General features: G+C 61.8%; 17 protein-coding genes. 11 read left to right on the top strand and 6 right to left on the bottom strand.

Translation table 11 applies throughout. The features are described from left to right. The first annotated feature begins 149 nt into the window (after nucleotides 1–149). Both ACN8M7_RS18670 and ACN8M7_RS18665 read left to right on the top strand, forming a co-directional pair. The gene (locus ACN8M7_RS18670) at nucleotides 150–1,454 is read left to right on the top strand and encodes an OprO/OprP family phosphate-selective porin (RefSeq protein ID WP_061241833.1); all 1,305 of its coding nucleotides are present in this window, start codon (nucleotides 150–152) and stop codon (nucleotides 1,452–1,454) included. An 82-nt stretch (nucleotides 1,455–1,536) separates the two neighbouring features. After that, entirely contained in the window at nucleotides 1,537–2,466 is a 930-nt protein-coding gene (locus tag ACN8M7_RS18665) for a ParB/Srx family N-terminal domain-containing protein (protein ID WP_490261734.1), read from the top strand. Between the two features lie 51 nt (nucleotides 2,467–2,517). On the opposite strand, the gene ACN8M7_RS18660 is transcribed toward ACN8M7_RS18665, so the two are convergent. Next, entirely contained in the window at nucleotides 2,518–3,123 is a 606-nt protein-coding gene (locus tag ACN8M7_RS18660; protein ID WP_490261733.1) for an inorganic diphosphatase, read from the bottom strand. Nucleotides 3,124–3,225: 102 nt separating this feature from the next. On the opposite strand from ACN8M7_RS18660, the gene ACN8M7_RS18655 reads away from it, so the two are divergent. The 3 genes from ACN8M7_RS18655 to ACN8M7_RS18645 all read left to right on the top strand — a co-directional run bounded on the left by ACN8M7_RS18655 (nucleotide 3,226) and on the right by ACN8M7_RS18645 (nucleotide 6,606). Further along, complete coding sequence (locus ACN8M7_RS18655; RefSeq protein ID WP_490261732.1) at nucleotides 3,226–4,359, top strand: GNAT family N-acetyltransferase; 1,134 nt, start codon at nucleotides 3,226–3,228, stop codon at nucleotides 4,357–4,359. A 451-nt stretch (nucleotides 4,360–4,810) separates the two neighbouring features. After that, the gene (gene putP / locus ACN8M7_RS18650; protein ID WP_156458631.1) at nucleotides 4,811–6,295 is read left to right on the top strand and encodes a sodium/proline symporter PutP; all 1,485 of its coding nucleotides are present in this window, start codon (nucleotides 4,811–4,813) and stop codon (nucleotides 6,293–6,295) included. A gap of 98 nt (nucleotides 6,296–6,393) precedes the next feature. Continuing rightward, complete coding sequence (locus tag ACN8M7_RS18645) at nucleotides 6,394–6,606, top strand: VF530 family protein (RefSeq protein ID WP_061241823.1); 213 nt, start codon at nucleotides 6,394–6,396, stop codon at nucleotides 6,604–6,606. A gap of 14 nt (nucleotides 6,607–6,620) precedes the next feature. On the opposite strand, the gene ACN8M7_RS18640 is transcribed toward ACN8M7_RS18645, so the two are convergent. Beyond that, nucleotides 6,621–7,502: an alpha/beta hydrolase gene (locus ACN8M7_RS18640; protein ID WP_490261731.1), complete on the bottom strand. Its 882-nt coding sequence runs from the start codon at nucleotides 7,500–7,502 to the stop codon at nucleotides 6,621–6,623. 95 nt (nucleotides 7,503–7,597) lie between these two features. Further along, the gene (locus ACN8M7_RS18635; RefSeq protein ID WP_490261730.1) at nucleotides 7,598–10,699 is read right to left on the bottom strand and encodes a transglycosylase domain-containing protein; all 3,102 of its coding nucleotides are present in this window, start codon (nucleotides 10,697–10,699) and stop codon (nucleotides 7,598–7,600) included. 221 nt (nucleotides 10,700–10,920) lie between these two features. Here ACN8M7_RS18635 and ACN8M7_RS18630 point away from each other — a divergent pair, with 221 nt between their 5' ends. The 3 genes from ACN8M7_RS18630 to ACN8M7_RS18620 are packed head-to-tail and all read left to right on the top strand — an operon-like array spanning nucleotide 10,921 to nucleotide 12,836. Further along, nucleotides 10,921–11,601 carry a class I SAM-dependent methyltransferase gene (locus tag ACN8M7_RS18630; RefSeq protein ID WP_490261742.1) on the top strand — a complete coding sequence of 227 codons (681 nt, stop codon included), beginning with the start codon at nucleotides 10,921–10,923 and terminating at the stop codon, nucleotides 11,599–11,601. Then, nucleotides 11,507–12,028 carry a VOC family protein gene (locus ACN8M7_RS18625; protein ID WP_490261729.1) on the top strand — a complete coding sequence of 174 codons (522 nt, stop codon included), beginning with the start codon at nucleotides 11,507–11,509 and terminating at the stop codon, nucleotides 12,026–12,028. The genes ACN8M7_RS18630 and ACN8M7_RS18625 overlap by 95 nt, the downstream gene beginning before the upstream one ends. Continuing rightward, nucleotides 12,015–12,836, top strand: a complete 822-nt coding sequence (locus ACN8M7_RS18620) for an aldo/keto reductase (protein WP_490261728.1) — start codon at nucleotides 12,015–12,017, stop codon at nucleotides 12,834–12,836. Before ACN8M7_RS18625 ends, ACN8M7_RS18620 begins: the two co-directional genes overlap by 14 nt. Nucleotides 12,837–12,886: 50 nt before the next feature. Here ACN8M7_RS18620 and ACN8M7_RS18615 read toward each other — a convergent pair whose 3' ends face one another. Together ACN8M7_RS18615 and ACN8M7_RS18610 are read right to left on the bottom strand one after the other, a co-directional pair. Continuing rightward, on the bottom strand, nucleotides 12,887–13,843 hold the full coding sequence (locus tag ACN8M7_RS18615; RefSeq protein ID WP_490261727.1) for a hypothetical protein: 957 nt from the start codon (nucleotides 13,841–13,843) through the stop codon (nucleotides 12,887–12,889). 20 nt (nucleotides 13,844–13,863) lie between these two features. Then, nucleotides 13,864–15,579, bottom strand: coding sequence for a proline--tRNA ligase (locus ACN8M7_RS18610; RefSeq protein ID WP_490261726.1), 1,716 nt, complete (start codon nucleotides 15,577–15,579; stop codon nucleotides 13,864–13,866). 129 nt (nucleotides 15,580–15,708) lie between these two features. On the opposite strand from ACN8M7_RS18610, the gene ACN8M7_RS18605 reads away from it, so the two are divergent. Further along, complete coding sequence (locus tag ACN8M7_RS18605) at nucleotides 15,709–16,116, top strand: PaaI family thioesterase (protein ID WP_490261741.1); 408 nt, start codon at nucleotides 15,709–15,711, stop codon at nucleotides 16,114–16,116. A 67-nt stretch (nucleotides 16,117–16,183) separates the two neighbouring features. Here the strand turns inward: ACN8M7_RS18605 and ACN8M7_RS18600 are convergent, their stop codons facing one another. Continuing rightward, a complete protein-coding gene (locus ACN8M7_RS18600) occupies nucleotides 16,184–17,455 on the bottom strand; it encodes an OprD family porin (RefSeq protein ID WP_490261725.1) in 1,272 nt (423 codons plus the stop codon). Between the two features lie 657 nt (nucleotides 17,456–18,112). On the opposite strand from ACN8M7_RS18600, the gene ACN8M7_RS18595 reads away from it, so the two are divergent. Beyond that, nucleotides 18,113–18,544, top strand: a complete 432-nt coding sequence (locus ACN8M7_RS18595) for an HIT family protein (protein WP_061241809.1) — start codon at nucleotides 18,113–18,115, stop codon at nucleotides 18,542–18,544. Then, nucleotides 18,541–18,747: a SlyX family protein gene (locus ACN8M7_RS18590; RefSeq protein ID WP_061241807.1), complete on the top strand. Its 207-nt coding sequence runs from the start codon at nucleotides 18,541–18,543 to the stop codon at nucleotides 18,745–18,747. The genes ACN8M7_RS18595 and ACN8M7_RS18590 overlap by 4 nt, the downstream gene beginning before the upstream one ends. The last annotated feature ends 31 nt before the right edge of the window (nucleotides 18,748–18,778 follow it).

Below are 18,778 nucleotides of genomic sequence, written 5' to 3'. Positions count from 1 at the left end.
GCGCCCGGCACCTGTGAAATCGGGCTACTTCACCTGCTCGACGCCCTGAGCAAGAGCGCGTGGCCGCGAGCACTGCCGCTACAACGCAGTGCTCGCAGTCATCACAGCGAATTTCAACAGGCTGCTAAAGTCCAACAGGGGAATCCTCGATGATCCGTAAGCACTTCGCCGGTTTCGCAGCCAGCGCCCTGGCTCTGGCCGTCTCCGCCCAGGCTTTCGCCGGTACTGTCAGCACTGACGGCGCCGACCTCGTGATCAAGACCAAAGGCGGCCTGGAAGTCGCTACCACCGACAAGGCGTTCAGCTTCAAGCTGAGCGGCAAGCTGCAGTGGGATGCCACGCAGTTCGATGGTCTGATGGCTGCCGACCAGAACAAGCCGTTCGACGATACCTTCAACACCTTCATCCGTCGCGGTGAGTTCGGCCTGGAAGGCACCGCCTACAGCGATTGGGACTGGGGTCTGCGTCTGAGCTACGACGAAGGCGATGACACCAAAGTCGACCGCGCGTACATCGCCTACACCGGCCTGGATATCGGTAAGTTCACCGTTGGCCGTTTTGGTGGCGACTACGGTCTGGAGAACACCACCAGCTCTTCCTGGATCACCGCCATCGAGCGCCCGTTCATGTACGATTTCCTGAACGGTGATGAAGACACCCAGTTCGGCGTGAACTTCAAGCACTCCGGCGACAACTACGGTCTGATGGCTCAGGTTGCCACCTATGGAGGTGACAACAACTACAAGAACGAAGACAACGACGAACTCTACGGCTACACCCTGCGTGCCCACTGGGCGCCGTACCTCAACGGTACCGACGTTATTCACCTGGCCGCCAACTATCACAACAGCGAGTCCGACGATAACCGCGCTCGTGCTCGTACCCGCATGGGTATCCGCAGCGACAACGATTTCCGCCTGACCTTCGGCGACGTGCGTGTGGCTGACAAGGACGTTGAATGGGTGCTGGAGTCCGGCGCTCAGTTCGGTGCCTTCCGTGCTCAGGCCGAGTACTTCCAGCGTCAGATCAGCGGCGAAACCCTGGCCGGTGCCAAGTCCGACGTCGACCTCAGCGGTTACTACGCTCAGGTTTCCTACATGTTCAACGGCGTGCGCCAGTACAAGGCTGCTGACGGCAAGTGGGACAAGCCGGACAACATGAAAGGCTCGTGGGAAGTCTTCGCTCGCTATGAAAGCGCCACCATCGACTCCGATGCAGGTGCCATTCCGGGCAACCTGGGTCTGGCCGGTATCGTTGCTGACGACGTCAACGACGAGTTCAAGACCAAGGCCATGGTGGTGGGCGTGAACTACTTCGTTACCCCGTCCGTCCGTACCAGCTTGAACTACGTCGACTATCAGGTAGACAACATCAACACCTCCAACCAAGTCGGTGGCAAGAGCGTGCAGGATGATGGCAAGGCCATCGTAGGTCGCCTGCAGTACGTGTTCTAAGCAACGCCTTTATCCGTTGCTCCTGATTGAGCCCCGCCATTGGCGGGGCTTTTTTATCGCCAAGTCCTTTGGAGATCATTCGATGCGTCACATCACTCTGTTGCTGGTTGCGCTGGGCCTGAGCTCGGCCGCTCTGGCCCAGGATTACAGTGCAGCCCAGCCCGGCGAGCTGCTGCAGGTGCCCCTGCAGACCTTGCATCCGACCCAGGCCGCGGTCGGTTACGATCAGATCTACTACAAGCTCGGCCGCTTCGCGCAGGAGCGCAACAAGCTGTTCGACGAGTACTGCGAAGCCAACGGGCAGGGCGAGAGTGCCAAGGTGCCGAGTGATGCCGACCTGCACAAACCCGAGAGCTTCACATGCCAGGATAAGGTCGGTGCCCGTCGCAGTGACATGAAGACCGTGGTCATCGGCCCACAGGGCAAGTTGTTCCTGACCGATGGACACCACACCTTCACCGTGTTGCTGGAGCACCCCAACGGGGGCGAAAACCTCGAGATGTGGGTGCGGGTGACCGACAACTTCAGCGACAGCGCGGACATGGCCAGTTTCTGGCAGCGCATGGCGCAGGCGCGCAAGGTCTGGTTGAAGGACGGCAATGGCCAGGTCATCGATGCGCAGCAGATACCGAGCCAGCTCGGCTTGCAGCACCTGGCCAACGACCCCTATCGGGCACTGGTGTACTTCACCCGTGAGGTCGGCTACGACAAGCCGCGCTCCGGCGAAGTGGCTCCCGAGTTTCTGGAATTCTACTGGGGCAACTGGTTGCGCTCGGTGATGCCGCTGGATGGCTATGATCTTAGCGACCGTGGTGATTACCGCGACGCAGTCGAAGCGGCGGCGAAGAAGATGGTGGCACTCGCGCCGGAAGACGAAGTCGGCAACAGTGGCTTCAAGGCCCGTGAGCTGGGCGGCTATTCGTCGATGGATCGCAAGGAGCTGAACAAGGTAGCCGGCCGCAAGCTGAACTATGCCACCCGCTACAAGAAGGCCCTGGCCGGAAAAAGTTGAGGGCTGCAATTGAAAAGGCCCAGCACCTGGCTGGGCCTTTGTCACGATTACTCAGTTGTTCTTCTTGTAGTTGTCCAGGGCCTTCTGGATCATCTGGCGGGCTTCGGCGGCGTTGCCATAGCCATTGAGTTCGACTTTCTTGCGACCCTCCGGCAGTTGCTTGTACACGCGGAAGAAGGCCTCGATACGCTGGCGCTCGATCAAAGGCAGATCATCGATGTCTTTGATATTGTCGTAGCTCGGATCGATATCGCTGCTGGGCACGCCGATGATCTTCTCGTCCGCTTCGCCACCGTCGATCATCTTCAGATAGCCGATCGGACGAAACTTGATCAGCACGCCCGGGTGCAGGGGCTCGCGAGTCAGCACCAGGCCGTCCAGGGGGTCGTTGTCGCCACCCAGCGTGCGAGACAGCGAGCCGTAGTTGGCCGGATAAACCACCGGCATGGATTGGAAACGGTCGACGAAGACCAGACCTTCTTCGTTGATCTCATATTTGGTGAAGCTGCCTGCCGGGATTTCTACGGCCATATGCACGTTGTTCGGTGCGTCCTCTGCCTGGCTCGCGTGAAAGGGGTGGGTGATCGACTGCTGGGCGAGAGCGTTACCAGTGCCGAGCAGGAGCGCGACGCCGAGGGCGAGAAGGGACTTTTGCATGGGGAACTCCTTTACAGAGCTTAAGGTTATAAGAGTTGGCCTTCTCATATTGCGGGTGCATTGTTAGAGATATATTGCAGTCTGGCTTCTGGAGTTGAGCTCATGCCCGTTACCATCATCGACTCGCTTCAAGCGCTGCCCGCAGACGTCTGGGATGGGCTGCTGGAGCGGCCGCAGCCGTTTCTGCGTCATGCCTTTCTCAGTGCGCTGGAAGACAGCGGCAGTGTGGGCGGGCGCAGTGGCTGGCTGTCGTCGCACCGACTCTGGTGCGACGAACAGGGCAAGGTGCAGGCGGCGTTGCCGGCTTATCTGAAACAGCACTCCTATGGCGAATACGTGTTCGATCACGGCTGGGCCGATGCCTGTCGGCGGGCTGGCATCGGCTACTACCCCAAGCTGCTGGGCGCTGTGCCGTTCTCTCCGGTCACCGGGGCACGCTTGCTGGGTGATGCCCAGGCAGCCGGGCAACTGCTCGACACGCTCACGGCGGAGTTACCTGCGCAGGGGCTGTCGAGCCTGCACATCAACTTCACCAGCCCCGCCTGTGACGCCGTGATGGCGCAGCGACAGGGCTGGCTGCAACGCCTGGGTTGCCAGTTTCACTGGCACAATCGCGGTTACCGTGATTTCCAGGACTTTCTCGATGCGCTCAGCTCGCGTAAGCGCAAGCAGATGCGCAAGGAGCGCGAGCAGGTGGCGGGGCAAGGCATCGAGTTCGGCTGGCGCCTGGGGCATGAGTTGAGCGAGGCCGACTGGGATTTTGTCTACACCTGCTATGCCAACACCTACCATGTGCGCGGGCAGGCCCCTTACCTGACGCGAGACTTCTTCAGTCTGCTGGCTGAGCGCATGCCCGAGATGATTCGCGTGGTTTTCGCCACGCAGCACGGGCGTCCGCTGGCCATGGCGTTCAGCCTGGTCGATGGCGATACCTTCTATGGTCGCTACTGGGGGTGTCTGGCCGAGTTCGATCGGCTGCATTTCGAGACCTGCTTCTATCAGGGCATGGAGCAGGCCATCGCCGAAGGCCTGCAGCGCTTCGATGCCGGCGCGCAGGGCGAGCACAAGCTGATCCGGGGGTTCGAGCCGGTCATTACCCATTCGTGGCATTATCTCTGCCACCCGGGGTTGCATGCTGCCGTTGCCGAGTTTCTTGAGCAGGAGCGCTCTGGCGTGCGGGTTTACGCGCAAGAGGCGCGAAGCCATCTGCCTTTTCGCCAGGCCAATGACGGCTGACCGAGCGATCAGGTTATCGTCGTAGGCCGGAACAGCTGTTTGCCGGAAGTTCCCCGGCTCGGAGATTTCTGCAAAAACTCCAGAGCTTTCAGCAAGAAGCTCGTTCGCTTCTGCCACTAAATTCCGCGCTTCACTTTCGTTATGGCCGTTTTTGTCTGCATAGATTGGTCAGACCAGCGTTGCTGGGCTAGACCGGTAAGAGAGGTTCTTGCAGGCGAAACCTGGTGGTAACGCGATTCGGTGGCCGCAGGCGCAAGCCAGGGAGGTCAGGGAAAGTGCTCAGGCACTTGCCGATGCAGTGGCGGTTTCACTGCGCTGGCTCTGGCCATGTTCATTCGATATCGGTGTGACGAGGAAGAGAGACCGGAGCCCGCATCCGCAAAAAAACGGGTGCACTTTGCCAATCAGGGCACGGTGCCCGAGAACAACAAACGAGAGGGGAGCCCCCCAAATGACAGCTAGTACTCCAATGCTCGTCACCTTCGTGGTGTACATCGCAGCCATGGTACTGATTGGCCTGATCGCCTATCTGCGTACCAAGAACCTTTCCGACTACATCCTGGGTGGCCGCAGCCTCGGTAGCTTTGTTACCGCGCTCTCCGCCGGTGCCTCCGACATGAGCGGCTGGCTGCTCATGGGCCTGCCAGGCGCGATCTTCGTCGCCGGCATCTCCGAAAGCTGGATCGCCATTGGCCTGCTCATCGGCGCCTACCTCAACTGGCTGTTCGTCGCCGGCCGCCTGCGTGTGCAGACCGAGCACAACGGCAACGCCCTGACCCTGCCTGACTACTTCACCAATCGCTTCGAAGACAACAGCCGCATCCTGCGCATCTTCTCGGCACTGGTGATCCTGGTATTCTTCACCATCTATTGCGCTTCCGGCGTGGTGGCCGGTGCTCGCCTGTTCGAGAGCACCTTCGGCATGTCCTACGAGACCGCGCTGTGGGCCGGTGCCGCTGCGACCATCGCCTACACCTTCATCGGTGGCTTCCTGGCAGTGAGCTGGACCGACACCGTGCAAGCGACACTGATGATCTTCGCACTGATCATTACGCCGGTCGTGGTGATGATCGCTACCGGTGGTTTCGATCCAGCCATGGTCGCCATCGAGGCAGTCGACGCCACCAACTTCGACATGCTCAAGGGTGCGACCTTCGTGGGCGTGATCTCGCTGATGGCCTGGGGCCTGGGCTATTTCGGTCAGCCGCATATCCTGGCGCGCTTCATGGCTGCCGATTCGGTCAAGTCGATTCCGGCTGCCCGTCGCATCTCCATGACCTGGATGGTCCTGACCCTGGCCGGCGCCGTTGCCGTCGGCTTCTTCGGCATCGCCTACTTCTCGGTACACCCTGAAGTGGCGGGCCCGGTCGGTGAGAACCCGGAGCGTGTGTTCATCGAGCTGGCCAAGCTGCTGTTCAACCCGTGGATTGCCGGTATCTTGCTGTCGGCCATTCTGGCTGCCGTGATGAGCACCCTGAGCTGCCAGCTGCTGGTGTGCTCCAGTGCCCTGACCGAGGACTTCTACAAGGCCTTCCTGCGTAAAGGCGCTTCGCAGACCGAGCTGGTCTGGGTCGGTCGCGCCATGGTTCTGCTGGTCGCGCTGATCGCCATCGCTCTGGCGGCGAACCCGGAAAACCGTGTGCTGGGCCTGGTGTCCTACGCCTGGGCAGGTTTCGGCGCCGCGTTCGGTCCGGTGGTGATCCTCTCCCTGGTGTGGAAAGGCATGACCCGCAATGGCGCCCTGGCCGGCATGCTGGTCGGTGCCACTACCGTGATCGTGTGGAAGAACTGGATCGGTCTGGGTCTGTACGAGATCATTCCGGGTTTCATCCTCGCCACCCTGGCCATCGTCATCTTCAGCCGTATTGGTAAGGCCCCGAGCCAGTCGATGCTGAGCCGCTTCGACAAGGCCGAAAGCGAATACAAGTCGGTGTAACCTTGTCGGCTTGAACCGGAGGCGATGACTGCTCGGCAGTCATCGCCTTTTGCGTTTCTGGCCCTAATATACCCGCACCATTTTCGACGGATGCTCTCATGACCAGCAATGACCCGCTCCACGGCCTGACCCTGCAGGCGATTCTCACCGCCCTGGTGGAACGCATCGGTTGGGAGGGCCTTGCCCGTCAGGTCGATGTCCGCTGTTTCAAGCACGAGCCGAGCATCAAGTCGAGCCTGACCTTTCTGCGCAAGACGCCCTGGGCGCGGGACAAGGTGGAGCAGCTCTACCTGCAGCTATTCAGATCCTGAAGTCGCTCAGCGCTTCAGTTGATTTCAAGCCCCAGTGCCTGCAAGGCCTGCCGGTAGTGGTTACCGGCCATGCGCAGGCCGTTGTTGTGGTTGGCACCCTCTATGAGCAGCAGTTGCTTGGGCTCGCTGGCCGCGTCGAACAGCGCTTGGCTGAAGCGTGAGGGCACGTAGCGGTCGTCGCGACCGTGGGCAATCAGCACCGGGATGCCGACTTCGCCGATCTTGCTCAGCGAGTCGAACTCCTGCGACAACAGCCAGCGTACCGGCAGCGAAGTGTTGGTGACCGCTGCAGCGACATCCCCCAGGTTGGTGAAGCTGGATTCGACGATCAGCCCGGCAGCTTGCGTTTCATCTTCGCTCGCCAGTTCGTGCGCCAGGTTGACGGCCACGGCGCCGCCCAGTGAATGGCCGTAAATGAAGCGTTTGTCTGCCTCTGGCTGCAGGCGCACCAGATGCTGCCAGGCGATCAGGGCATCCTGATAGACGCTGCGCTCGGAGGGCAGGGCGCCACGGCTTTCGCCGAAGCCGCGGTAGTCCACCGCCAGTACCGAGAAGCCCATGGCATGCAGTTGTTCGATGCGAAACAGCTGGCCGGTCAGGTTCCAGCGTGAGCCATGCAGGTAGAGCAGCGCCGGGGCGTCCTTGCGTGCGGCCGGCCACCACCAGGCATGCAGACTCTCATCGGCCGTCAGGTCAGGCGATTGCAGTTGCACGCTCTCGACGCCAGTCGGCAGGCCGCTGAACCAGCGGGCGTTACCAGGCTCGATGCGAAACACCAGTTCGCGTTCGGTCTGCTCCAGCTTGGCGCAGCCGATCGGCAGCAATACCAGCAGGCACGCCAGGATCATCAGGCTCAGGCGACGGCGGCGTAGCAGGGCGAACCAGGATGAGGGCATCGGCGATACTCATGAACGGCAGTTGGGGATGCTGACATGGACTGCATATCCGGTGCCGGGTTTCGCAAGCCCCTGAGCGCTGTGGTTACCGAGTGTTACCGCCGGCTGATCTGCGGCGCGCTCATCGGCGCCTCACAGAGCGTGGCACTGCCAGGCTCCAGGTAGGGGGCAAGGATTGGCGCCATGCCCTTGAGGACCTGCACCGGTAACGCCGAGGTGAAAGTGAAGCGCTCGGCTTCGCGTCCCGGTACGAACGCAGTGAGGGTGCCGTAGTGCCGTGGGCCGAGGAAGAACACGAATGTCGCTGTCCGGTTCATCGCACGTGAGCTGATGACCCGGCCGCCAGGGCCGACGCTTTCGATGCGGTTGTCGCCGGTGCCGGTCTTGCCACCCAGCGCCAGGCTGCGGCCGTCCTGCAGTTGAAAGGTGCCTTGCAGGCGCCGCGCGGTGCCGCCTTCCACCACTTGCGAGAGGGCATTGCGCAGTGCCGCAGCCACCTCGGACTGCATCACCCGCTTGCCACCGTGGATATCACGCTCGACCCTTGTGTCATAAGGCGTGTCGGCGGCGAAGTGCAGCTCGTCGATGCGTAGAACCGGCTGGCGAATGCCGTCGTTCTGGATGATGCCCATCAGCTCGGCCAACGCCGCTGGCCGGTCGCCTGAGCTGCCCAGGGCGGTGGCCAGCGAGGGCACCAGGTACTGGAAGGGATAGCCCAGGTTCTGCCAGCGCCGATGAATGTCGGAGAAGGCCTCGACCTCCAGCATGATGCGAATGCGGCTGTCTCGGGCGCTCTTGTGCCGAGTGCGCAGTAGCCAGCCGTAGACTTCCTGGCGCTCGTCGATGCTGGCGGCGACGGCATCGCTGAAGCTGGCCTGCGGGTTGCTGATCAGATAGCCCAGTAGCCAGAGTTCCAACGGGTGTACACGGGCGATATAACCCTGATCCGGCAGGCTGTAGGCACCGGGGCCGTAGTCTTGATACAGGCGCGCGATGCGCTGGTCGGTGAGTTTTTCTTGCGGCAGTTGCGCCCGCAGGAATGCAGCGAAGGTCGCTTCGTCGGCCTCTGGCAGCAGGTAACGATGTACGGCGCTCAGACGTACCGAGGTCTGGCGCAGACCACTGATGAAGGTTTCCAGGCGCTGCTGCTCCGGCTGACCCTTGTACTTGCGCCAGAAGCGCAAGAGGAAGGTGCGCCCCTCCCGGTCGGCGAAGCGCTGCAGGTATTCCTGGCGGCGTGGGTCCTTGTCGTCCTTGAGCAGTTCGGCGCTGTTCTGGTAGGTGCTGTAGCGCACCAGATCACGCATCAGGCGTACGAAGGGCAGGTTGATCGACTCACGCAAGGACTCGCGCAGCGTCGGGTTGCGGCCGTTGTCCTGGCGGCGGAAGTTGCCGAAGGTGTGCAGGCCGCCGCCGGTGAAGAATCGCTCATTCGGGCTGGCCGAGTAGCGCCGCTCCAGCGCGGCGTCCAGCATGCCGGCCAGATCCGCCGCAGGATTGGCTTGCAGGTAGCCCACGGCCCAGCGGCTCAGAGGGTCCTGCTCGGCGATGTCGATCTGACGTAGCTCGTCCGGGCTCTTGCCCGCATGGCGCTGATGCAGTTCGGCGATGATTTCCAGGTAGGTGGCCAATACCCGCAGTTTGGCGGTGGAGCCAAGCTCCAGTTTGCTGCCCTCGTTGATATCGAAAGGCTGGTCGGTGCTGTCGGTCTGCACCCGTACCCGGCTGCCGGTCGGGGTGCGTTCGAAGAGGGTGAAGCTGTAACGCACTTCTGCGGTTTTCTCGGGCGACAGCAGGCGTTCGCCGAACAGGCCGATCTTGCCGGCGAACTCCGGGTCGGCCAGGTTCTGCAGGTAGGCACTGGTCTGCTGTTGCAGGTCGCGCTGCAGGGTGCTGCGTGCGGACAGGTCCAGGCGATCAAGGTCGTAGAGCGGCATGCCGAGCAGATTGGACAAGCGCGAGCGCGCTACGCTGATGCCTTTGTCGCTTTCCACCACCCGCAGGTTGGGCTCCAGCTGCCAGTCGCGGTACTGCAGTTTCTGCGCGAGCGCGGCATCGCGCAGGTCGGCGTCGATCAGGCCGCCGCTGGCAAGCAGGCGAATATGACTTTCGGTCAGCGCCTCCATGTCATGACGTCCTTGCGCCAGGTAATAGGAGGGCCGGCGCTGAGCAATCATCAGCGACAGTATCTGCCGCAGGGCCAGACCGCGTTCGGCAAGGCTGGCGTCGGGCGAGCGCCGCGGGTCGAGCAGGGCGTTACTGTGCTCGAAGTCGGCGCCGTACCAGATGCGCAGGCCGTCGGCCAGACCGTGCACTTCACCGTGTCCCGGCGCAGCGGACAGCGGCACGCTGTTGAGATAGTCACGGACGATGCGCTGACGTGCTTCGAGCGTCTGCGGCCCATGCTGATAGGCGCGTACGCTGGCGGATATCATCTGGCGCAGTTTTTCCCCGGCGGACAACGTCAGCCCGTCGGGGGAATGGCGGTACTTCTCCAATTGTGTGGCCAGGGTGCTACCCCCGGCGGACTGGTCCTGCACGTCGAGCATCTTGCCCAGCTGTGACAGCGCCGCCATGGCAAAACGTGGCCAGTCCACTGCCGGGTTGGCCAGCGGCTGCGCGGGGTCGAGCAACTGACGGTTCTCGATGAACAGCAGGCTGTTGACCACCAGTGGCGCAATGTTGGCGAAGTCGGCATAGCCCTGTTGCGGGTAGCGAAACTGGTAGAAGGGCGTGCCACGGCAGTCGCTGATGCTCAGGCCGCTCTGGCTCTTCTCGGTGAAGGGCGGGAACAGGCCTCGGCGGCTGTAATCCATCAGTTGGTCGGAGAAACGCGCCTGTGCGCTGACCTGGTAATCGCGCTGCTGCAGGCGTTCCAGCATCAGTGGCAGGTAGGCATAGCCCTGGCGTTTGTCGAAGGGACCATCGCTCGGGTAGATGATCCGCTGGCTGGGGCCCGCTTCGACCTTGTAGGTAAGGCCTGCAGCATAGCGGCTGAGCTCGCGTGACTGAAAATGGGCGCTACGGACCTCGAACACCAGCAGGGCGGTGGCCGCCAGGAGCAGCAGGATCAGCAACAGATAGAAGGTCAGGCGCCAGGGGTGCCCGGCAGCGGTGCTCGACCTGGTGCTGCCCTGAGTGCCCGCCGGGGAGGCGAGCTCAGGTGGCTGTCGATTACGTTGCCAGGATGCGCCCATAAGTCACCGGACCGCCTTGTCAGCATCATAAACGCCGCGAGATTGCCTCTGCCGGATGCTGACCCTGGGGCGGCCGGGCTGCGCTCGTCTCGTTTGTCTCGCTATCAGTTTAGACGCTGGCGTGGCGTCTGGCGGGCGGTTTCTGCGTGCTGCGCGGCTTGTACCGCTATCGCATGCAGGCCTGCTAGACTCGCTGGATCGCATCGATGCAGGCAATCACCATGCAGCGCGACCACCGAGAACAGCTCCAGCAAAGCTGGCAGGCCAATGCCGATGCCTGGGCTGCTGCGGTGCGTGAACAGCGCATCGAAAGTCGACGGCTGGTCACCGATGCCGCGATCATTCAGGCCGTGTTGGCGCTGCAGCCCAAGCGCGTGCTGGACATCGGTTGCGGCGAAGGCTGGTTGTGTCGTGGCCTGGCCGAACATGGTATCGAGCCGGTCGGTGTGGACGCCTCGGCGCCGCTGATCGAGGCAGCTCGAGCGGCATGCGACGGGCGCAGTCAGTACCGCGTTTGTGGTTATGCCGAACTGGAAGCACATGCCGAGCAACTCGGACGTTTCGAGGTGCTGGTCTGCAACTTCGCCCTGCTTGAGGAGCCGCTACAGCCGACCCTGCGGAGCCTGCATGGTTTGCTCGCGCCTGGCGGCAGCCTGCTGATTCAGACCCTGCACCCGTGGCGCGCCAGCCATGGCGAGCCCTACCAGGATGGTTGGCGGGTCGAAGACTTCGTCGGCTTCGGGGAGGGCTTCCAGGCGCCCATGCCCTGGTTCTTCCGCACCCTGCAATCCTGGTTGACGCTTTTCGGTGAGACCGGCTGGCGTCTCGAATGGCTGCAGGAGCCGCTGCACCCCGAGAGTGTTCAGCCGGTGTCCCTGCTGCTGTTGCTCAAGCCGGTCTGATCATGCAGTTGCTGCTCAACCTCGACGTGCCCGACCTGCCAGCTGCGGTTGCCTTCTACCAGCAGGCGCTTGGCTTGAGCGTCGGGCGGCGTCTGTTCGAGGGCACGGTGGTCGAGATGCTCGGCGCCGCCGTTCCGCTCTATCTGTTGTGCAAGTCGGCCGCCACCCAACCTTGCCCAAAACAGAGCGTGCAGCGCGACTATCGTCGTCACTGGATGCCGCTGTGGTCGTCGATGATCTTGATGCGGCGTTGGCGCGGGCAATCGCTGCCGGTGCTCGGCAGGAGGGCGAAATCCAAGAATACGACTGGGGACGCCTGGTTACCCTGAGCGACCCCTTCGGCCACGGTCTGTGCTTTGTGCAATGGTGTGGTGAGGGGTACGACCTGGTCATGACCCACTCGGGAGAAAACGATGCGCAGAATTGACCTGGCCGGCGTGCAGGTGCCCGTGTTGGGCCAGGGCACCTGGCACATGGGGGAACATCAACGCCAGCGCGCACGCGAAGTCGCTGCGCTGCGTGAGGGCCTGGACCTGGGACTCGGCTTGATCGACACCGCCGAAATGTATGGCGAGGGTGGCGCCGAGCAGGTGGTGGGCGAGGCGATTGCCGGGCGTCGTGACGAGGTGTTTCTGGTCAGCAAGGTCTACCCGCACAACGCCAGCCTGGCGGGTGTTCAGGCTGCCTGTGAGCGCAGTTTGAAGCGCCTTGGCTGCGAGAAAATCGACCTGTACCTGCTGCACTGGCGCGGCACTCACCCGCTTGCCGAAACCGTTGAGGGGTTCGAGCGGTTGCGAGAGCAGGGCAAGATTGGCGCCTGGGGCGTTTCCAACTTCGATCTGGATGACCTGCTGGAGCTGGATCAGCCTGCGTGCCGCAGCAATCAGGTGCTGTACAACCTGGAGGCGCGTGGTATCGAGTATGACCTGCTGCCCTGGCAGCAGCGCACCGCGATGCCGCTGATGGCCTACTGTCCGCTCAGCCAGGCTGGCGCCCTGTTGCAGCAGCCGGCCTTACTCGAGGTGGCCCAACGCCATGGCGTTACGTCGGCGCAGGTCGCACTGGCCTGGACGATCAGGCAGGACGGAGTGATTGCCATCCCCAAGGCTGTCGGCAGCGCGCATCTGCGCGATAACGCGGCGGCGGCCTCGATACGCTTGACTGTGGATGACCTGGCTCTGCTGGACAAGGCCTTTGCCCCGCCGCGGAGCAAGCGTGCGCTGGAGATGGTCTGAGGGGCGTTGTGGGATGAGCGCCAGGTTGTTCTGCCGCTCATTGCACGAGGTCAGTTGGCCGGGTCGGCAGCCAGACGTCCGGCGTCCTTGAGCAGGGCCTTGAGAAAGGCATCCTGCAATTCAGGGTCGTTGCGAGTCAGTTCGATCAGGCTCTGTTCCAGCTCGCTGGCTTCTTCTTCCAGACCCAGGTCGGAGAGGCGTTTGACCCGGTGTACCCACTGGGCTACATCGCCGCCTTCGAGGTCATCGAAGATCAGGTCATGCGCTTCGCTCAGCTTACCGCGCAGGGTATGGCTGACCATGAGCGTCGTTTCGGCGCGTGCGACATCGTCGCCAAGGCGGTCTTCGACGCTCAGCTGCAGCATGTTCAGGCGCGTGATGTCCTGTTCGATGAAGGGGCTGTCCAGCAGATTGACGCGTAGCACGCCGCTGCTGTCGGTGAGCAGCTCGAACTGCTGATCCCCCGCCTTGACCTGCACCGGGCGCTCGGACCAGGGCAGGTTGGTGTATTCCATGCGACGGTCGCGCTGTAGCTCCTCGATGCTCGCCAGGTTCTGTTCCGCGCGGCCGTTGGATTCGACGTTCATGAACGGGTTGAGGCCGGCCATGCCGTAGCTGATCCAGTCGCGGGTCGCGGTTTCCGGCAGGCTGCCGAGCAACACGACGTTGAGGACGTTGGCCCCCACGCCGGCCACTACAGCGACTGCTCCCATTGGCACTTCGTAGATTTCGCGCCAGGGTTGATAAGGCGTATAGCGATCGTAGCGACGGGTCACTTCGAAGGCGGTGACCTCGTAGCTCTTCTGGTCATGCACACGCACGCGGCGTTGCGGCAACTCCAGTACCTTGGGCTCGCCGGCATCGATCTGCAGCTGGTGATCCAGCAGTTTGCGCTCGATGCGCTCCTCATGTTCGCTGCGTTGCGGCAGCTGGTTGGCGCAGCCGCTGATCAAGAGGGCGCCGCACAGGGCGGCGCCGATGAGGCAAAGGTTGTTGCTCGTGGGCATGATGGCTCGGTAGGGCGTGATCAGCGACTGATACGGGCTTGCAGGAAGGACATGATCTCGGCCAGTGGCACGGCTTGCGCGTCGGTTTCGGCGCGGCTCTTGTACTCGAGGTTGCCCTCGGCCAGGCCACGGTCGCTGACGACCACGCGGTGCGGGATGCCGATCAGCTCCATGTCGGCGAACTTGATGCCGGGGCTGGTTTTCTTGTCGCGATCATCCAGCAGCACTTCGTAACCCGCGGCAGTGAGTTCGGCATACAGCTTGTCGGTGGCTTCACGAACCTGCTCGGTTTCGTAGCGCAGTGGTACCAGGGCGACATGGAAGGGCGCCAGGGCGTCGTTCCAGCGGATACCACGCTCATCGAAATTCTGCTCGATGGCGGCAGCGACCACGCGGGAAACACCGATGCCGTAGCAACCCATGGTCAGGGTCACCGGCTTGCCATTCTCACCCAGTACCTGGCAGTTCATCGCCTCGCTGTACTTGGTACCGAGCTGGAAGATGTGCCCGACTTCGATGCCGCGCTTGATCACCAGGGTGCCCTGGCCATCCGGGCTGGGGTCGCCTTCGACAACGTTACGCAGGTCGGCCACGGTCGGAACCGGCAGATCGCGCTCCCAGTTGACGCCGAAGTAGTGCTTGTCGTCGATGTTGGCACCGATGGCGAAGTCGCTCATCAGTTCCACGGAGCGGTCGATGATGATCGGCAGCGGCAGGTTCAGCGGGCCGAGGGAGCCGGCGCCGGCGCCGATGGCGGCACGCAGCTCGGCGTCGGTGGCCATGGTCAGCGGATTGGCGACCTGTTCCAGGTTGGCCGCCTTGATCTCGTTGAGTTCGTGGTCGCCACGCACCACCAGGGCGATCAGCTTGCCTTCTTCGGCAGCATGCACGATCAGGGTCTTGATGGTCTTCTCGATAGGCAGGTTGAAGCCTTCGACCAGGGCCGCGATGGTTTTCGCATCGGGGGTGTCGACCAGGCGCAGCTCTTCACTAGGCGCCGGGCGCACCTTCTCGCGGGGCAGGGCTTCGGCCTTCTCGATGTTGGCGGCGTAATCGGAGCTGTCGCTGAAGGCGATATCGTCTTCGCCGGAGTCGGCCAGCACATGGAATTCGTGCGAGCCGGTGCCGCCGATGGAGCCGGTGTCGGCCTGCACCGGGCGGAAGTTCAGGCCCAGGCGGGTGAACACGTTGCAGTACGCCTGGTGCATGCGGTCGTAGGTTTCCTGCAGGGAAGCCTGGTCGGCATGGAAGGAGTAGGCGTCCTTCATGATGAACTCGCGGCCGCGCATCAGGCCGAAGCGCGGGCGGATCTCGTCACGGAACTTGGTCTGGATCTGATAGAAGTTGATCGGCAGCTGCTTGTAGCTGTTCAGCTCGTTGCGCGCCAGATCGGTGATGACTTCTTCGTGGGTCGGGCCGACGCAGAACTCGCGGTCATGGCGGTCCTTGACGCGCAGCAGCTCGGGACCGTACTGCACCCAGCGACCTGACTCCAGCCACAGCTCGGCGGGCTGGATGGCGGGCATCAGCACCTCCAGAGCCCCAGCGGCGTTCATTTCCTCACGCACCACATTCTCGACCTTGCGCAGCACGCGCAGGCCCATCGGCAGCCAGGTGTACAGGCCGGAGGCCAGCTTGCGGATCATGCCGGCACGCAGCATCAGCTGGTGGCTGATCACCACGGCATCGGAGGGGGTTTCTTTCAGGGTCGAGAGCAGGAACTGACTGGTACGCATGTTTGGCCGTTCTGTCGGTTGCTAGGGCTTGTAATAGGCCGGCATTGTACGGTGCCTATACAGTGGCGTACAGGACGGTTGCAGGCGCGAAAGTGCCATTGCCTTTGGCGGGAGGAACAAACGGTGGGATTGACTGCGCTTGAGGTTCAGACCCTGATTCGGGATGGGCTGGCGATGGCCGAGGATATCGATCTGCGGATCGACCGGCTGGACGAGGAGGGCGTGCTGGCACGCGTGCCCTTTCATGCCAAATTGGTGCGTCCGGGCGGCACGTTATCGGGCCCGACCATCATGGCGCTGGGGGATGCGGCGATGTACGCGGTTGTGCTGGGGCGTCTCGGCCGAGTGGAGATGGCGGTAACGTCGAATCTCAATATCAACTTTCTGGTCAAGCCCCGGCCGGTGGACCTGCTGGCCGACGCGAGCATTCTGCGCCTGAGCCGGCGTCAAGCAGTGTGCGAAGTTTCGCTGTATTCGGCTGGTAATGAGAATGAACTGGTTGCGCATGTGACGGGCACTTATGCATTGCCTCTCTAAAACGTCGAGCCATAAATGAAGAAACCCGGCCAAGGCCGGGTTTCTTCATTGTCGAGTTACGCAGGCGTTACAGAACGCTCAGCGGGTACTCGACGATCAGGCGGAAGTCATTGACGTCGCCGCCGTAATCGTTGTCTGCGCGGTAGAACGCATTACGAATACGGAAGGACAGGTCTTTCGCAGCGCCTTCCTGGATAACGTACTTGGCTTCGATGTCGATTTCGCGTTCTTTAGCGTTACTGTCAATCAGGACGCCAGCATCATTACGAGCATTGATATCGCTACCAACAATGTAGCGAGTCATGAAGCTCAGACCCGGTACGCCGTAGGACGCCATGTTGATGTCGTAGCGAACCTGCCAGGAGTTCTCGTCTTCAGCATTGAAGTCAGAGTACTGAACGGAGTTGGACAGCCAGATGGTGCCGCCACCGTCGATATCGCCATAACGATAGCCGGTGTCACCGCTGGAACGCTGGTGAGCAACGGTGAACTTGTGAGCGCCCAGGGAGTAGGCAGCAGCCAGGCTCCAGATGTTGTTATCCATCTCGCCCTGCAGCTCTTTGCCTTGGCCGCGAGTGCGGTAGCCGTTCAGGTCGAAGTTCAGAGCCTGATCTTCTGCCAGCGGCAGGTTGTAGTTCAGGTTGACGTAGTACTTCTTGAAGTTGTCGTCGGCGTCCGAGTAGTGCAGAGCAGCGCTCAGATCGTCGGTGAAGCTGTAAGAAGCACCGAGGATATTGATTTCTTTCAGACCGAAGGTGTCACGGTCGGTGCTGGTCTGGCTGCTCATTGCAGTGAAACGACCGGCAGTCAGTTCCAGGCCGGCGATTTCATTGCTGGTCACCAGGGTACCGGTAGCAACTTCCGGCAGGAGGCGGCTGTCATCGGTAGAGAATACCGGGCTGGCTACTTCCTGGCTGCCGTACTTCAGGACGGTGTCGGAAATACGGAACTTGATAGCGCCGCCAACTTCGGTCTGGGTGTCTTCGCTGTGGCCGTTGCCAGCACGGTCGAACAGGCCGTTGCCGCGGTGACCACGGCCGCCATCGAGCTTGATGCTGCTCAGCGAGTGAGCGTCGACGCCGACGCCTACGGTACCCTGAGTGAAGCCGGATTCGAACAGCAGGCGGATGCCCAGGCCGGTTTCTTCGCGGTAGCTCTGAGCGCTACGCTGAGAGCCGCCGGAGCGGAAGTCGCGGTTCATGTACAAAGCGCGATTGAAGATGTTGAAGCTGCTGTCTTCGATGAAACCGTTCGACTCGGACTGGCTGGAAGCCACTGCCATTTGGCTGGTGCCCGCGGCTACTGCCAGGGCGATTACGCTCCACTTCATCACTTGCATCGTGATTGCTCCTTGGGTTTAGAAGAGTTGTGCTGCCCACTGTTTTGTTATATGGGCGGCTCTTTCTTTTTGTGTCGGCGGTAACTTATAGCACGCAGCCAATATTGGCGATAGTTGCAGTCTATTCAGTGCGACTTCATTCATGTCGGTGTCGCATCGAGTCATGAGGAATGTCGCAAATCTGTAGCTCTGTACTTGCGCTTCGTTATGCCAACGCTTTCGCGGCTCTGAGGTGCCTGGGGCCGCTGTTATTGATCGACTGCACGGCTTGCCGAGCATTGATCTCACCGGTAGCAAAAGTCGTGCTCAAAACCCGAATGCGCTTCTAAAACCTTGATTTTCTGGCATGCAGTGCACCTCGTAGAGGCGTTGACGCCGCGCCCGGTGCGGGTTTGGCCAAGCGTTGCGCAGTTCTTGTGATCAGTCGGTGACACGTGCTGCCACCTTCGTTCACATCGCTCTCGCGGTAACGCTTGGGGATGTCTATTACGGGAAGAAACAAAATGGTGCACGCCGGCGGTGCGTGTGGGGGTGGGGTGCCTTGCCGTGGTGCGCGTCCTGCGAGTGAATTGTCCACCGAGGCGGCGTATGCTGCGCGCCATTGCGCGGCTCTCTTGGTGCTGCGCTCGAATGATCCGTTTACAAAGGAGGGCCGCCATGTTCACTCTGGATTCACGCCTTCAGCAGGATTGCCTGCTGGTCGGGGACTTTCCCCTCTGTCACCTGCTGTTGATGAATGACGCCAGCTATCCCTGGTTCATCCTCGTGCCGCGCCGCGAGGAGGTCAGCGAGTTGTTCCAGCTCGATGCTGCCGACCAGCGCCAGCTCTGGCACGAAACTACTCTGTTGGCTGAAACGCTGAAGGACACCTTCGCAGCTGACAAGATGAACGTGGCCACGCTCGGTAATGTAGTCAGCCAGCTGCATATGCATGTGATCGTGCGCCGGCGCGAGGACGCTGCCTGGCCTGCTCCGGTTTGGGGGCGGCATCCGGCGCAACCTTATAGTGAGCAGCAGGTGGTACAGGTCGTCGACAAGCTGCGTCTGGTGCTGACCGAGGATTTTCAGTTCACCGGAGCCTTCGCATGAACTTCGAGTCGCGGATCATGGAGCTGGAGAGTCGTCTGGCTTTTCAGGACGACACCATTCAGGCGCTGAGCGATGAACTGCTCGAACAGAATCGCCGCATCGAGCGGATGCAGTTGCAATTGACGGCACTGGCGCGGCGTCAGGAGGAGCTCAATGGGCTGTCGGGAATTGCCGAAGACGAGGCGCCTCCACCGCATTACTGATATGAAAAAGCCCGGTTTCCCGGGCTTTTTC

The organism is Pseudomonas spartinae (assembly GCF_965197125.1).
Classification (GTDB): domain Bacteria; phylum Pseudomonadota; class Gammaproteobacteria; order Pseudomonadales; family Pseudomonadaceae; genus Aquipseudomonas; species Aquipseudomonas composti_A.
The sequence above is the reverse complement of the archived record's forward strand: the minus strand, read 5'-3'. Positions and strand labels throughout refer to the sequence as shown.